Source organism: Comamonas odontotermitis (assembly GCF_020080045.1).
GTDB lineage: Bacteria > Pseudomonadota > Gammaproteobacteria > Burkholderiales > Burkholderiaceae_C > Comamonas > Comamonas odontotermitis.
Map to the genome: position 1 here is coordinate 2,789,039 of NZ_CP083451.1, position 14,049 is coordinate 2,803,087.

10 protein-coding genes and 2 pseudogenes are annotated in these 14,049 nt (G+C 53.7%); 2 read left to right on the forward strand and 10 right to left on the reverse strand.

The genetic code is table 11. The features are described from left to right. Nucleotides 1-451 precede the first annotated feature (451 nt). Together LAD35_RS12950 and LAD35_RS12955 are read right to left on the reverse strand one after the other, a co-directional pair. The gene (locus LAD35_RS12950) at nt 452-1,840 is read right to left on the reverse strand and encodes a DUF6923 family protein (RefSeq protein ID WP_224149462.1); all 1,389 of its coding nucleotides are present in this window, start codon (nt 1,838-1,840) and stop codon (nt 452-454) included. A 207-nt stretch (nt 1,841-2,047) separates the two neighbouring features. Continuing rightward, nucleotides 2,048-3,955 (reverse strand): hypothetical protein, encoded by a 1,908-nt coding sequence (locus tag LAD35_RS12955; protein ID WP_224149463.1) that lies wholly within the window; start codon nt 3,953-3,955, stop codon nt 2,048-2,050. Between the two features lie 319 nt (nt 3,956-4,274). Between LAD35_RS12955 and LAD35_RS12960 the strand changes: the two genes are divergently transcribed. Beyond that, nucleotides 4,275-5,132 (forward strand): response regulator transcription factor, encoded by an 858-nt coding sequence (locus LAD35_RS12960; RefSeq protein ID WP_224149464.1) that lies wholly within the window; start codon nt 4,275-4,277, stop codon nt 5,130-5,132. A 479-nt stretch (nt 5,133-5,611) separates the two neighbouring features. Here LAD35_RS12960 and LAD35_RS12965 read toward each other — a convergent pair. The 7 genes and pseudogenes from LAD35_RS12965 to LAD35_RS12995 form a co-directional block, all read right to left on the reverse strand. Next, a pseudogene (locus LAD35_RS12965) lies at nt 5,612-6,073 on the reverse strand (IS110 family transposase); the annotation flags it as partial. A gap of 47 nt (nt 6,074-6,120) precedes the next feature. Next, nucleotides 6,121-7,053 (reverse strand): IS5 family transposase, encoded by a 933-nt coding sequence (locus LAD35_RS12970; protein ID WP_224149465.1) that lies wholly within the window; start codon nt 7,051-7,053, stop codon nt 6,121-6,123. A gap of 245 nt (nt 7,054-7,298) precedes the next feature. Next, complete coding sequence (locus LAD35_RS12975) at nt 7,299-9,341, reverse strand: IPTL-CTERM sorting domain-containing protein (RefSeq protein ID WP_224149466.1); 2,043 nt, start codon at nt 9,339-9,341, stop codon at nt 7,299-7,301. Between the two features lie 396 nt (nt 9,342-9,737). Beyond that, the gene (locus LAD35_RS12980) at nt 9,738-10,856 is read right to left on the reverse strand and encodes a hypothetical protein (protein ID WP_224149467.1); all 1,119 of its coding nucleotides are present in this window, start codon (nt 10,854-10,856) and stop codon (nt 9,738-9,740) included. A 99-nt stretch (nt 10,857-10,955) separates the two neighbouring features. Next, complete coding sequence (locus tag LAD35_RS12985; protein WP_224149468.1) at nt 10,956-11,495, reverse strand: hypothetical protein; 540 nt, start codon at nt 11,493-11,495, stop codon at nt 10,956-10,958. Nucleotides 11,496-11,865: 370 nt separating this feature from the next. Beyond that, complete coding sequence (locus LAD35_RS12990) at nt 11,866-12,030, reverse strand: hypothetical protein (RefSeq protein WP_224149469.1); 165 nt, start codon at nt 12,028-12,030, stop codon at nt 11,866-11,868. Between the two features lie 269 nt (nt 12,031-12,299). Next, nucleotides 12,300-12,626, reverse strand: coding sequence for an FHA domain-containing protein (locus LAD35_RS12995; RefSeq protein ID WP_224149470.1), 327 nt, complete (start codon nt 12,624-12,626; stop codon nt 12,300-12,302). 249 nt (nt 12,627-12,875) lie between these two features. Between LAD35_RS12995 and LAD35_RS22470 the strand changes: the two are divergent. Continuing rightward, nucleotides 12,876-13,043: pseudogene (locus LAD35_RS22470) on the forward strand (IS110 family transposase); the annotation flags it as partial. Between the two features lie 340 nt (nt 13,044-13,383). On the opposite strand, the gene LAD35_RS13005 reads toward LAD35_RS22470, so the two are convergent. Then, complete coding sequence (locus LAD35_RS13005; protein WP_224149471.1) at nt 13,384-13,677, reverse strand: H-NS histone family protein; 294 nt, start codon at nt 13,675-13,677, stop codon at nt 13,384-13,386. Between the last annotated feature and the right edge of the window lie 372 nt (nt 13,678-14,049).

Here is a 14,049-nt window from a genome sequence, read left to right on the forward strand (position 1 = left end):
GGAGTTCCTGCACCGTTGATATACACGGAGTCATTGAAATTTGGTCCTGTGTGGGCAGGATTCCAATTGTTCGAGGCTCCAAAGTCCGCTGAATCCGCCCCAGTCCATGTGATTCCTGCGGCATTTGCACCGCCTGCGAGTGCCACACCCAATGCAAGGGCCAATGTGTTCTTTCTGAAAGAACGCAGTTCTCTTCGCAGCACACCACGCTGCAAGGTAGCGGATTTTGATGAACAAATGGATGACAGACTTAACGGCATAGTTCTGCTCTCGTAGGCTGAAAACATGAAAAACTAAACACTCAGCAACTCTTTCTTAGCCAGTACGATCCGCAGCAGCACTACCTTTTATCCTGCAATGCATACAAAACCGGCCACAAAAAGAATCAGTGCCCCAACGCAACTGGCGCCTTGGGATACTGCCCAACCAAACAGCGCTAAAGCAAGTCCGGCTAAGCAGCAGCCCTAATAAATTTGCTTCTGCAAACGCCGCGCAGTCGTAACGCGACAAATCCGGCCAGCACTGCAGAAAGCACCATCGAGGTCCATTCGCCTAACGTAGGGACAGGCGTTGCTCCCACACCACCAGGAGTTGTTGGCACCTTCGGGGTATCAGTGTCTGTAGCGGAGTTGTTGTTAGGTACCGGGTCTGTATTAATAACGCTGGCACCGGTACTTGCATCGCCAAACGCCACAGTAGCAATGTTTGCAAGGTTCCCGGTAAGACCACTCGGTACGCTCATGGTCAGCGTATAGATTGCGACAGCACCCTTAGGTAAGTCGATGGTGTCGGAGATGCCTCCCGTGCCACTGGCGGTGCAAGTTCCACCGTTTGAGGCTGTGCAAGACCAGCTAGCAGTGGTGATGCCACTAGGCAAGGCATCCACAATCTTTGCGCTCTGCGCTGCGAAGGGCCCGTTGTTAGTGACCTGAATGGTGTAGGTTACATCGGTCCCCGGCGTGTAGATGCTCTGATTGTTGGTCTTGGCGATGCTCAGGTCTGCGGGAAATGTAATGGGTGCATGCGGATTGTTGGCGCCGTCATTAGTGCTCGATCCTGGGGCTCCGGATATCAGCGTCTTCTTGCCTGTGGTGAGATCGATCTTGTAGAACCCGCTGCCATCGTTGGCAGATCCAAACAGCCCATTGGTGCCTCCAAATTGCGCGCCTAGCACGCCGCCCGTGGGATCGGATGTACCAATGGGGGTGACGTGGCCATCCAATCCAATGGAATAGAGCTGCCCATCGTCGTCAACCGCGTACAGTCCGCCCGTCGGGCCGCCCACCCAGGCCATGTCAGAAATAGAAATTAATGGATTGTCGAGGAAGATCCATGTGGCGGTTCTTTTTATCGTGTCGATGACATAGATCATGTTGCCATAACCAGACGACCTGACGTAATACATGCCATCGCTGCCCACGGTGCCGGCGTTGTAGTCGAGAGTCCCCAGGACGAAGAAGTCGGGATAGTCGTCATGGGTGACAGCGCTCTCACCAATAACGGCCCCAGTGGCTGGATCAATTGTCAGCAGGCTGTTTGTGCTAGATATTGCATACAGCATGCAAGTATTCGGTGAATACGCCAAGGCGTTGTATGTTCTGCCAGCCACAGTTCCTCCGATGGGCGAGAATGTCAACGGAGTGGTAGCTGTGGAGATGCTACTAAGCTGCGTCGGCCCATTTTGCGACAGAAACATTCTGTCATCACATGACGCTGCCATGGCTAAAACCGGCGCTACTGCTGCCAGCATGGTCAGCGTCCGCAACACGCCGCCGATGTTTTTGGCAGATTGACGCAGCCAAATAAAGAACTCAGAAAGAGCGCAAACATGCGATGTCATAGAAGCTACCTTGTGATGTTGTAATGGAAAGTTCTCGACAAAGCACAGAGGCTAGCCAAGTCGAAGAAAGCCCATCGCCCACAACAAGAAAACAAATGGATAAGGGAAGAAAGCTCTTTGCGGCTAAGGTTTAGCGCTGTAGGCGCTTTGCCCAAAAAAGGGAATTGCTTGATCTTGCAACTCCCTTTTTCACTAAGCCTTATTCCATCAAGACCGCTGACGGCGGCGCAGTGCAAAGCCACCGAGGCCAGCGCTCAGCAGGCCCAGCAAACCCAGACCGACAGCTCCCAGCGCTGGCACAGGGGTTGCAGAGGAGGCAACTGGAGCGTTTTGCAACATCACGCTTCGCACTACACGCGCTGCGGCGTTATAAACAGTCGTACCAACCGTGCCACCAGCCTGGTCAGCTGCAATCTGACACTCACCAACGGCCACCGGAGTAACCGTGGTGCCTGATACCGTGCACACATCAGGCGTCAGGCTGGTGTAAGTAACGGGTAGCGTCGAGCTGGCGGTGGCAATCGGGCTAAGGGCGAACACTCCATCAGCCACCTTGCGCGGGCTGGTCTGCGCAGGGAAAGTAATGGTCTGGTCCGAAGGAAGAGCCGGGGCCTCACCTGTGCACGCTGCCGTCACATAGAAGTCAGCAATGGCAGCCATCGCGCATGTCCCCCCGGCGCAATCATTAGTAGATTGCAGCCCGTCCAGCATCAACCCAATGGTGTTCTGGCCACGCGCGAAACCTGGAATAGCAGGTGTCGTGGCGGTCTGGAACGAGCCATACCCATTAGGCATATATAGGCCAGAGTTGTCGAAAACCGGCGCTCCACTCGCAGGCTGCACAAAAACGGAATTACCGTAGTCGTCAAACCCAAATCGTCCATCCAGCTTGATGGAAGCCAGATCAACGTTGTTGCCCACAGTAATAGGCTGATTCATCACAAATACAGAGGCGTGGTAACCCGCTTTCGCCTGACCAGTAGCCGCTGGATATGGAACCCCTGGGATATCGCCTGCGCTCGGATCGGTTGTGCCAGGGCTGATCCAGCGGGCGGTGGTTTCTTGGCCAGCCGGCAATGTGGCGGGATTGAAGTAACTGCGGTACAAGTAACTATCAAACAAGGGCTGCTCAACATTCTCCAGCGCATTACCTGCCGCATTGGTGCGCCAGAGCCACTTCCAATCACGAGCGTTGGTGGTGAATGGGCCAACACGAACGATATCACCAGCCACGTTACCAGCGGGGCACATCAGGCTGGCTGTGGGCGGCGGTGGCGTATCCAAGCAATCTGCCGTGATGGTGAAATCAGCGGTTAGCCCCGTTGGGTTTCCTGAACTGGTCGTCGATGCATGGAAGGCGTTCTCCACCGCAAAACTAATGGTGTTGTCACCATAGTAAAAACCCAGACCATTGGCCCCGCCATTGATCGACAGCGTCTGCAGGGCACCCCAGCCAGAGCCGGCATTCTGAGTCTGGATCCAGTTGGTTGCACCCGATGGAGTGGTTGCAGGCCGCACCACGAATAATGCGTTGTCATCAAGGCCGCCTGACCCTTGAATCTTGATGGTCGAAAGATTGACGTTGGAGCCGATGGTGATCGGCTCGTTGTAGGTGTAGGACACACGATGAGACACCAGTGCGCCGTTGGCGGTATCGCCATCAGTGATCACTGCCGGATAGGGCTGAGTACCCGTCGCATAAGAGCCCGACGTGGTATTACCCGCGTTGGTCTGACCGACAGTGAAACTCGAATCGCCAAAGGACAGCCAGTCACCGGCATAGGGCTGACCGTTCAAAGAACCCGCGCTGGCTCCATGTACAGCAGTCGTCTTGTTAAACCAGCCACTCCATTGGTAATCATCAACGATCGCAGCGGGGCTCCCCGCAGGGGCGCTCACGTAGCGCGCATCCGTAGACCAAGTGGCTTTCGCGGTAGTAATACGCAATGGCGAACTGGCTGGCCCGCACACAAGTTGGGCTGCCTGCGCGCCGCTGACTGCACCTAGGCCCATAACTGCGGATGAAAGAACCAGCGCCCTATTCAAACCAACCGAACGTAATGCCGCTGTAGACAAATACTTCACAAACACCTCCGATATAAAAAAGCTATCCAAAATTAGAATCGATATAGACTGATAAACAATAGATCTTCTATTGCATTTCTATATAAAAGCCAATTGCGAAAAGGAGGAATCAATCTCCAAGACTGTCAGTACATTTTTTATATCACCTACCCCGGCCATTTATTTGGTTAATTTAAAATATTTTTGGTTAATTTAAATTTGTATGTTTTTTTTCAAAAACGTTACATGAAAACAACAAGCGAGATGCACAAGACTTCTCTATAAATTTAATTGATCATAAAATAAGTTACGCAAAAATCTCCATAAGATACATATAAAGATCACCATTTTTTAAAATTATGGAAAAACCGTGCCAGAAACAAACAGCGAGAACAATAATTATCCCGCACCTCATATACTGATAGTAGATGATGACCCGGATCAGCTTCGTCTTTTGATTTCTGCTCTGCGAAATACGTCATACCGTGTAAGCGTAGCTCTTAATGGTGATCAAGGATATGCGCGAGCAAGCATACTTATTCCCGACTTAATTCTATTGGATGTTCGCATGCCCGGGCGAAATGGGATTATGATTGCCCGTCTGCTGAAGAAAAATCCCCTCACCCAGCATATCCCCATTATTTTTCTTTCTGCCATGGCAGAAAAGGATGAGCGACTAGAAGGCCTAAGAGCAGGAGGCGTAGACTATATCGGGAAACCATTTCATCTTGAAGAGGTATTGGAAAGGATCCGAATTCACCTAGAAATTTCTCAAAGCAAAAATACATCGAAAACGAGCTCAATTGATGTCAATGACCCTCTTGTCAATGACAGCAATTCACAGAGCTCATCATCGGTTAATCTAGCACTGAAGCAGGTGGCAATCGAATATATATTTAATCATATTCAAGAACCATCTTTAAAAAGCACAGACATCGCCCTCCACCTCAAAATATCACTGCACCGCCTAAATGCAGTTTTCGAGGCTTTCAATCACATATCAGCATTTGAATTCATCCGACAGGAACGAATGCACAGAGCCGCTTTACTGCTCGGTCAAAGCACATTGAACATTGCGAAAGTGGCGATGGAGGTAGGCTATCCTAATCCGGCCAATTTTTCCACGGAATTTAAAAAATATTGGAAAAAATCTCCAACACAGCTGAGAACAGAATATCAAGCCAATCCTGATACCATGCAGAAATTCATTTCATCCAAGCTTAAATAAAAGAAATTCGTGAGAACTGGATAGTCTTCACTTCTTAATCAGAATTAATTTGAACTCATTTTCATTAGCCAATTCTCTACTGTTGGCTATGAACATCATTAATTACAAGATTTCCCGCACCTAGGTCATCAAGCGAAGACTTCGAAATGGATTTGAGTTTAGTCACCACTGCAGTTCGGCTTTGTTGCATTACAGGGACTTCCCATGAATGCAAGCACTGGCCGGAATTCTTTTGACAAACAGGCATGTCCCGTCAGTCAAGACGATCAAAGCGCGTAAAACGAGGAACAGACTGCACATCTACAGACGGGGTTCAGCACAGATGTGCGCCCCAAGAAACAAACCGCGCAGCAAGGCTCCATTCAAATCCCGTGATGTCTTGCGACTCACAATGCAACAATCGAGCTTGCTTGCTGCTGGTCTGACCTGTTCATTGCATCTTTGATTTCACGTCTGGCATGTTGAATCCATCGTTTGGCTTATGCGCCAGCAAATAGGGGTTGCGTTGGGCGCGTGCTGATATGTGCAGCCTCGTAAGGGCGCTCATGGACCATGAGAGCCCACAGGATACGAGCATTCTTGTTGGCCAATGCAACGACGGCCTTTTGCCAGCCGCTGCGCTGCCTCAGGGCAATAGCCCATTGTGAGATGGGGTCCTGATTGTGTTTGCCCGTGAGCACTGCAGCCTTTGCGCCTTGCACCAGCAAAGAGCGTAGATAACTGTCGCCGCGCTTGGTAACGCCTCCCAGGTTGGATTTCCCGCCACTGGAATGTTGGCGGGGAGTCAACCCCAGCCAGGCCGCAAACTGTGCACCATTTTTGAACTGCTTGAAGTCACCAACGGTTGCGACAATGGCTGATGCCGTGAGTGGTCCCAAGCCTTTGATGGAAGCAGCGCGCTGCACCTGCTCATCTTGTTTGTTGTGCGCGGTAAGTCCTTCGTATTCAAATCGGTTCGAGGCTGAGCCTCCCCAAACCCCAGACGTAGTTATGCCAGGGCCACCGTCTGGGGCGTGCCCAGCTCGGTGAAGCGATTGAGGATGGATGCCCGAATGTTGAGCTCGACTACTTGTCGCTCAAACGTCCTGGACATCACCTTCTCACCCAAGCGCTTGAAGCAATTCATCTTCGTCTCCACCAGTGATCTGCGGTGGTAGCCGCTCCAGCGTTTCCAGATGGCACGACCCAATCGCTTGCATGCCTTGACTGCCTCATTGCGATGGGTGAATGCCAGTCCTTTGCGCAGCCTTGCTCCTTTGCGCGGCGGGATGACGGGGATGACTCCCCGCCTGTGACAAGCCTCATGTACGTCCTGCGTGTCATACGCTCCATCACCCGTAAGGCTGACCACAGTTTCATGGCTGGGGATTTGATTCAGTAACTCGGCACCCACTGGCGAGTCACCGACTTCATTGGTGGTCACAACGATGGCCCGGATCTGCATAGTGTCGGCATCAATACCCAGATGCACCTTGCGCCATTGACGGCGCCGCTCTGCACCATGCTTCTTGGTTTTCCACTCGCCTTCGCCCAGGAACTTGATGCCCGTGGAGTCAGCAAGCATGTGCAAGCCCTGGCTGCTTGGACGGTAGTGCACCAGCGCATTCTGACTCTTTTGCCTACGGCACACCGTGCTGTAGTCGGGCGCAGCCCAAGGCAGGCCCATCAATTTGAGTAACGACTGCACCAAGCCCAAGGTTTGCCGCAGAGGCAAGCCGAACAGACATTTGATGGTCAGGCAAAACTGGATAGCAGTATCTGAGAAGGTGCGATTGCGGCCACGCTTGCCGCTTGAAGGGGCCAACCACTGCAGTCCAAAGTCCAGCCAGATGGTCAAGTCGCCTCGGGCCTTCAATGCTGCGTTGTACGCCTTCCAGTTTGTGGTGCGGTAACGCTTGCGCCCCCAGCTCGATTCACTCATCTGGCGAGCCTACCGCACTGCAGAGCTGGAGTTGTGCAACAACGCCCCGCCGCGATGCTGCTGGGTGTAGGCCGAATCCAATGGTTCCATAACCCCTTCATCAAAGTCAGGGCGTAGAGCACGCTCACATAAAGCCTACGCATCCCGAGACAATTCCTATCGTTGGCACGATTCGAACTCCTGCAGATATGCATAAAAAGGCCAGCGCACGGCTCGCCCGAGGTTGAGAGACAGTGAACACATTCCTAGCGGCGATCAGCTACCTGTGCCTTGCGGCGGCGCGTGGCAATCGCCAATGCGCCCAGGGCGACAGACAGCGCTGCCAGCGCACCGGCGCCCAGGGTGGGTACGGGCGCGGCGCCATTGACGGGCGGCACTGACCCCTGCGCGGTGATGCTGGTTTGCGCGGTGTTGTTGAGCAGCGCAGCGTCCACCTCACCGGTCACGCCCGTTACGACTGCATCCACGCTGTAGGTGCCAGGCGCTGAAACGGTCACGGGGATGTTCAATGGCCCCAGGCTGGCGCCGGGTGCAACCGGGCCGCCCGCAAGCGCCAGGTTACAGGCAATCTGCTGGGGCGTTGTCGCCGTGCAGCCAGCAGGCAGGCTGGCGCCTCCGGTCACCTGCACATTGGCGGGTAGCGTGACGGTAAGCGTGCCATCAGTCACATCGCCAGCAGCGCCGTTGTTGGCGACCTGTACCGCCAGCACCTGGGGTGTGCCCACGCCAAAGGGCGCTGCAGGCCCGCTGATGGCAGGGACGGCGTCCGGCGCCAGGGCCAGCGCGGTGATGCTGGTCTGGGCCGTGTTGTTGAGCAAGGCAGCGCCGGTCTCGCCGGTCACGCCCGCCACGGTCACATCCACGTTGTAGGTGCCGGGGGCCGAAACAGTGACGGGAATGCTCAGCGGTCCCAGGTTGGCGCCAGGGGCAACCGGGCCCATGCCTGCGGCAGCCAGGTCGCAATTGATCTGCTGTGGTGATACGGCGGTACAGGCGGCTGGCAGGCCGCTGCCCGCCTGCACATTGGCAGGCAGGTTGATGGTGAGCGTGCCGTCGGCCACATTGCCGCTGCCGCCCTGGTTGGCCAGGTTGACGGCCAGTGTCTGCGGGGTGCCTACATAGAAGGGGGCGGCCGGTCCGCTGACGGCGGGAACGGCATCAGGCGCCAGCGGCTTGGGGCAGCCTGCGACGGTCTGCGGCAGGCCCCAGCGGCTGGTTACGCCCGCGGGCAATGCGATATTGCCCCGTGCAAATCCAATGTTGGCAACCAGCGCTTCGTCTGGATTGGCAATGCGGGTGAGCGATGGGTTGTTTGCCTCGTGAGCGATCCACATGGCACCATCCGGCCCACGCCGCACATGGCCGCCGCCCCGAATATCCCCGGTAACGCCGACGGATTCTTCACTGGCCTTGATCGTCGCAGCATCCCCGGAGCTCACGTCATAACGGTACAACTGGCCCGGGTAGATGTTCGATACGTACAGGTATTTGCCGCTGGGCGAAAAATCGGCTGCATACGCCGAGCCTGTGGTGCCTGCGTGCCAGCTGGCGATTTCGGTGGCCTGACCGGTTTGCGCATTGAAGCGCATGGTCCGGACGATGTTGCTGGAGTTTGAACCCTGAACACTGGTTGCAACAGCGAACTGTGTCAGATCCTTGTTGAAATAGATGCTACCAAAGAGGTTGCCAACGTCTTCCGACAATGTGGAGACCACTGGAGCGCCCACAGGCCCGTTGCTGTCAAACAGTTGCGCAACCAGGTTTCGGGTGCCATAGCTGGTCGTCAGCACCCAATAGCCGGTGCCGTCGCTGTTGGGCACGGCAGAAAGGGTTTCGTTGCTAGAAATGCCGCCGGGAACGGTGATGTTCTTGCTGGTAACCGCGCCCAGGCCGCCATTGGCGGTCATATCCACTATCGAGTACAGCAGGGTGCCAGGAATGCCAGCAGCCGCCCCCGAAGTAGCGACCACGAAGTATTTGCCCGGTACATCTGGCGCGGCAAAGGCCACCACCACCTGTACAGCGCTCAGGTTGCCAGTGATGCCGCTGCCATTGGCCATGACTACCTGGTTGCGGTTGTAGACACTGCCTTCACCGACCCAGAACTGCAAGGTGCCATTGGCATCAGTTACGACGGTGGAGCCTTCCTGCACGTTGGACACGGTAGCTGGGCTGGCCGTGATGGTAGGCAGCGCAGTGCCGGACACACCAAAATCCATTGCGATCTTGTTGCCGGCAAACCAGTAGCGCTCTGTTGCGCGTACCTGTGTGGGTGTGCAGCTCTGCAAGGGGTTAGTGCTAGTCTGGGCCAAGGCTTGGTTAGCCGCCAATGCTAGTAGGGCGAGTGGCAGGGCTTTGCGCAATAGTGTCATGAATCCTCTCCAATTGAAGCGACTGGCCGATCTGAATACCCAGATTGGCAGCGCCCAAGTCGTTGAAATAGTTGCAACCAAAGGTATTAGGCTGAAATAATATACTTATATATTTGAACAATACAAACGGGCGCACCTTCGAATAGAAAGTTAAAGGTTGTTTACACAAAGCACGGAGACGTGACAATACACAACATACTCCGCAACGATCTCAGGACTGACCTCCACAGCGCCGCCACGGCTTAATCCCTAGACGAAAAAACAGCCTCCCGGGCGTAAATGACACCTGGGAGGCTTTCTTGCCTTGGCGATCTATGCTGAGCGCCTGCGGCTTCTAATGAGACCAAGCGCAGCTAAGAGTAAAGACAGTCCGGTCAGGCCCCATGTGCTCAACATAGGAACGGGCGTTGGCGTTACCGACGAAACTACAGCAGGTCCTGCTGCACGAGAACATACCTCCAATCCCGGCGTGGCGCCTGTTTGCGCAGCGGGCGTTACACAGAAATAGAGGTATTGATTCAAATCTGCGGGTTGCAAAGTGTAGGAAACTGTCTTGGTGTCGCCACCTGTCGAACCGCTGGCGACCACGGTCCCTTCGTTTGAATGAGCAATGGTTGGACTGGGGCTGGTGACGAATCGATAGGTCGTGCCGCTTGGGTCTTCGACATCTGCGTCGTTGTCTGCATAGGTATAACTACCGGTCACAGGAGATCCGACTCGGGGCGTGCCCGTGATAGCAGGCTCAGCAAGCGGTACGGTATTGGGCGGGGCTTTCTCTATCAGTGCGACCATATGTTGATATTTCGGATCGCGGTTGCGGAACAGATCCATGGTGTATTTACTGGAGCGATACGTTGTGCGTAGAGTGGGTAGATTTGCTCGCATTGCCGCATACAGAGTTGTGTAAGCATCGACAAACGCTGCTTGGTCGCTACCTCCATACTGCGTGACATCCTCTAAGCTGGGACGAGATGAGCCTCGTGCAATGTCGATGCTGGCGGCAGTGCCGTCATAGTCGTTGCCAATCTCCCATAACGCATATTGCAGGGCGCGTCGCTTCTCTACGCTGCTTTTGTAGTACTCCTCGTAGTATTGGTCGAGCAGCCAGTAGATAGCTGCTTCACCAGCTGCGCCGGACGAGCCTTTGATGGCACTGGCGCCCGCCTGAGTATCGAATTGAGCAGCAGGGGTTTCATAGGTGAAGGGGGGATTTGTCCCATGATCGATACAGATCAGCAATACCGATAAATCGCTATAGGGTGACCCGTCGGCGTCATAGGTCAGGTCTTTCGATGTGCCTGAATAGATCGAGCTGAATTCGTAAGTTACTGGGCCAGATACGAAAGCGGCCATCGATAGGCCGGGAATCATCAAGCAGAACGCAAACAGGAGGCCAGAGATTGCTTTCTTCATCGCATCGTCCTTTTTCATTTGTAGTAACTTGATACTAAATATTTTGACGTGAATCAAGAATTTAGACAAGGGTAGCGCTACGTTATTCCCAGCGCTGTAGCGCCGGGAAGGCTCGTTCTATTTGGAGCAGCAGGCCCGATCGCCCACATCAGCGTTCAATCCGCACTCGATGTTCACCTGGTCGCACAGCGCTGCTACTTCAGCGTCTCGCTGCTTAAGAGCGCCTCCGAGTTCCGCGACCACTCCGATGCCTTCTGCAAGCTGGCGATCGAGGGCTGAGGCTTTATCTGCAAGAGCGCTGCAGGCAATGGCGTCGGATTCGGCTTGCGCGCGATAAGTGGCGGCTCGACTGTCGGCGCTGAGCTGCAGCCGGTGAGCGCGCTCAAGCTCGCCGCGCACATCAACAGCAATGCCAGTCTTGAGGCTGGCCAGCTTGTCAGCGTTATAGATCGTGTTTTGTGCATGTTTGCTCTCCAGTTTTGCAGTGTTGGATTCATCGGCTCGGGCGGCTTCGGCGCGGGTGGCTACACCCTGGGCCTGCTCGGTCTTGCAGTCGGCCACTTTCGATGCGCCACCCCAGCCGTTGACTATCCAGCCACCGCCAAATGACAAGGCGGCCACCAGGGCCGCTATCGCTAGTTGAATCTGCAGGGTCATGGCTCACCTCATGAGGAAATGCAGGAAGACATGCTGAGCACAGCAGGCGTGATCGCCTCTGGCTTGGTTGCATAGATCGCTCGCAGCAGCGCCTGGGAATTTGGCGATTGGCCTTGCTTCATGGTTCCGCTCATGGCTTTCTCCCGCAGCAGTGGAACAGGCAGGGCTTGATGCCTCCGCCATAGATAGGGTGAATTGCATTGAAGTGGATGGTCTCCCGATCTACCGAACCCTTGTGATTCAGTCGCAGCGGCTGCTTGGCAACCACTACCGATCTAGTCTCTGTGTTCACCATGAGCACCTGCTTGAGCTGCTTTGGTGTCCACGTCATAGACCGTTGCGCGGTCAACATTGCATGGAGTGAATTTCATCAGGCCTCGCGCACGTCAACCCGGAGCGCCTTGCTCACCAGCCAGTCGATAGCTCCCAGATTCGGAGGTTGACCAGCCAGCCAGCAGGCGAAGCCCACCAGGTACACAGCCGGGACCATCCACCAGGCAAACTGCGCTGATAGCCGCACATTGATATTGGTCATGGCTTGCTCCAAAAGAAAAGGCCAGCACTTGGCTGGCCTTGTGGGAATGCATAGTTGCGAGATCTACTATTCGAGTAGTCGTTTTCACCTATAAAAACGTGACATTCAACAGATGATAGTTACATAGGCATGGGGGCAAACATGAAAAGACGCTTGCAAATGGGGCTGAGCACACTTGGCCTTGCTATCGGGCTCTCGGCGGTCTGTGTAGTTCTTGCGCTTGCTGTCTACTTCAGAGGGGGACACTAGCCTGGTAATGCTGTACAGAATTAGGCAGCGCGCAGTAACTCTTCACCAAAGTCCGATCCGATCTTGATTGCAATATCGAACTCACCAACCTTCACCGCGTCGCCTGAGTACAGCACCTGACGCTTGACCCGAATGCCGTTGACAAACGTGCCATTCGTACTGCTGTGGTCCTCAATCACCAAGACGCCCAGGTGGTAAACGAATGCACCATGATCACGGCTGATGCTGAGATCATCCAAGCAGATTCCGCATTCTTTTGCTCTGCCAATGAGGGTTGCACCCTTCTCCAGAACAATGGTGTAGGGTGTTGATTTTGATGGCGATTTAACAAAAATTTCCGGCTGCATACTCACCTCCAAATTTTAGAAGGCAAACTCTCAATCGCTAAGAGGTAGTTGAGCGGATGCGGATTATCCAGTCTTTGAGCTACGTCAAAATTCAACAATTGACAAAAGTAAAGTTACCGTGGTTCGCTCTTCCAGTTTGTGGTGCGGTAACGCTTGCGCCCCCAGCTCGATTCACTCATCTGGCGAGCCTACCGCACTGCAGAGCTGGAGTTGTGCAACAACGCCGTGCTCACCGGTAACTACAACCTAGACCCCATCTCGCAGTGGGCCATATCCCTGAGGCAGCGCGCTGGATGGCAAAAGGCCGTCGTGGCCTTGGCCAACAAAAATGCGCGAATCCTTTGGGCACTAATGACACACCAGCGCCGCTATGAAGCGAGCCACATTAGCTCAAGGCCATTAGCGGTCTTGGCTTAAAAATTCTCTGAACTTGCCATACGTGAAATCAAAGATGCAATGAACAGGTCAGACCAGCAGCAGGCGAGCTCGATTGATGCACTGTGAGTCGCAAAACATCACGGGATTTGAAAGGAGCCCTGCTGCGCGGTTTGTTTCTTGGGGCGCACACCAGGTGCACAACCTCGTCTGTAGATGTGCAGTCTGTTCCTCGTTTTACGCCTCTTGAACACCACGGCATTCAGGTCTATCAAAAAGAAAACCATCAGCGCTTGCTTTTATGGGAAGTCTCTGTAGTGCAACAAAGCCTCTCTATTGCATACTTTAAAAAGCCTGCCGAAGCAGGTTGCCTTTATTAAATTCATTCCTTGATTGCAAACTTCTCCCGATCCTGTCCCTCGATCCATTTAGGTGCTTTTCCCCTGCCAGTCCATGTTGATCCTGATACAGGGTCGCGATATTTGGCGGCGACTTTAGTTCTGGTCGTAGCTAAACGGTGACGGGTCGGCGGAAAAACATCTGCGCTGCTCAAGCCATATTCAACGACCAGCGAGCGAATTTTACCAATTACGCTCTTTAACTCGTTTTTCCGAATCTCTTCACGTTGTGCTAGCAGAGCATCCAACTGGGCATCGATCTCCTTCAAAGTAGCCATTTCTATCTTTCTAAAAACAAGAAGAGGATAGTATATCGAGCACGGCGATTGATAGATACCTGAATGACTACTTTGCCAGGGGTGGCCCCGGAAATCTGAGCTAGCCGACAAGTGTGGAAACTGCTCCCAAGGGGAGGTCATCGCCAGTGGCGATAGAAGTGGAGATAAGCAGAAGATCTCAGCTGGACTGCCCCGGGTCAGGTTTGCGTGGAAATCAACATGACGACTAATAAGCGCCTTTGTTGTAATTTCGAGACATTTGAACTCATTGAAACTTTGCTAAATTTAAATTATTTTTGATTAGATTCACAACAATATTTAATCCACTCAGACATGTAAAAAAAATCTCACTAATACATATTTTTAATGAAA

Excerpts from the sequence above, each read along its gene's own strand:
- LAD35_RS12950 (WP_224149462.1), bottom strand. The coding sequence starts at position 1,840 with ATGACATCGCATGTTTGCGCTCTTTCTGAGTTCTTTATTTGGCTGCGT.
- LAD35_RS12970 (WP_224149465.1), bottom strand. The coding sequence starts at position 7,053 with ATGAGTGAATCGAGCTGGGGGCGCAAGCGTTACCGCACCACAAACTGG.
- LAD35_RS12980 (WP_224149467.1), bottom strand. The coding sequence starts at position 10,856 with ATGAAAAAGGACGATGCGATGAAGAAAGCAATCTCTGGCCTCCTGTTT.
- LAD35_RS12985 (WP_224149468.1), bottom strand. The coding sequence starts at position 11,495 with ATGACCCTGCAGATTCAACTAGCGATAGCGGCCCTGGTGGCCGCCTTG.
- LAD35_RS12990 (WP_224149469.1), bottom strand. The coding sequence starts at position 12,030 with ATGACCAATATCAATGTGCGGCTATCAGCGCAGTTTGCCTGGTGGATG.
- LAD35_RS12995 (WP_224149470.1), bottom strand. The coding sequence starts at position 12,626 with ATGCAGCCGGAAATTTTTGTTAAATCGCCATCAAAATCAACACCCTAC.
- LAD35_RS13005 (WP_224149471.1), bottom strand. The coding sequence starts at position 13,677 with ATGGCTACTTTGAAGGAGATCGATGCCCAGTTGGATGCTCTGCTAGCA.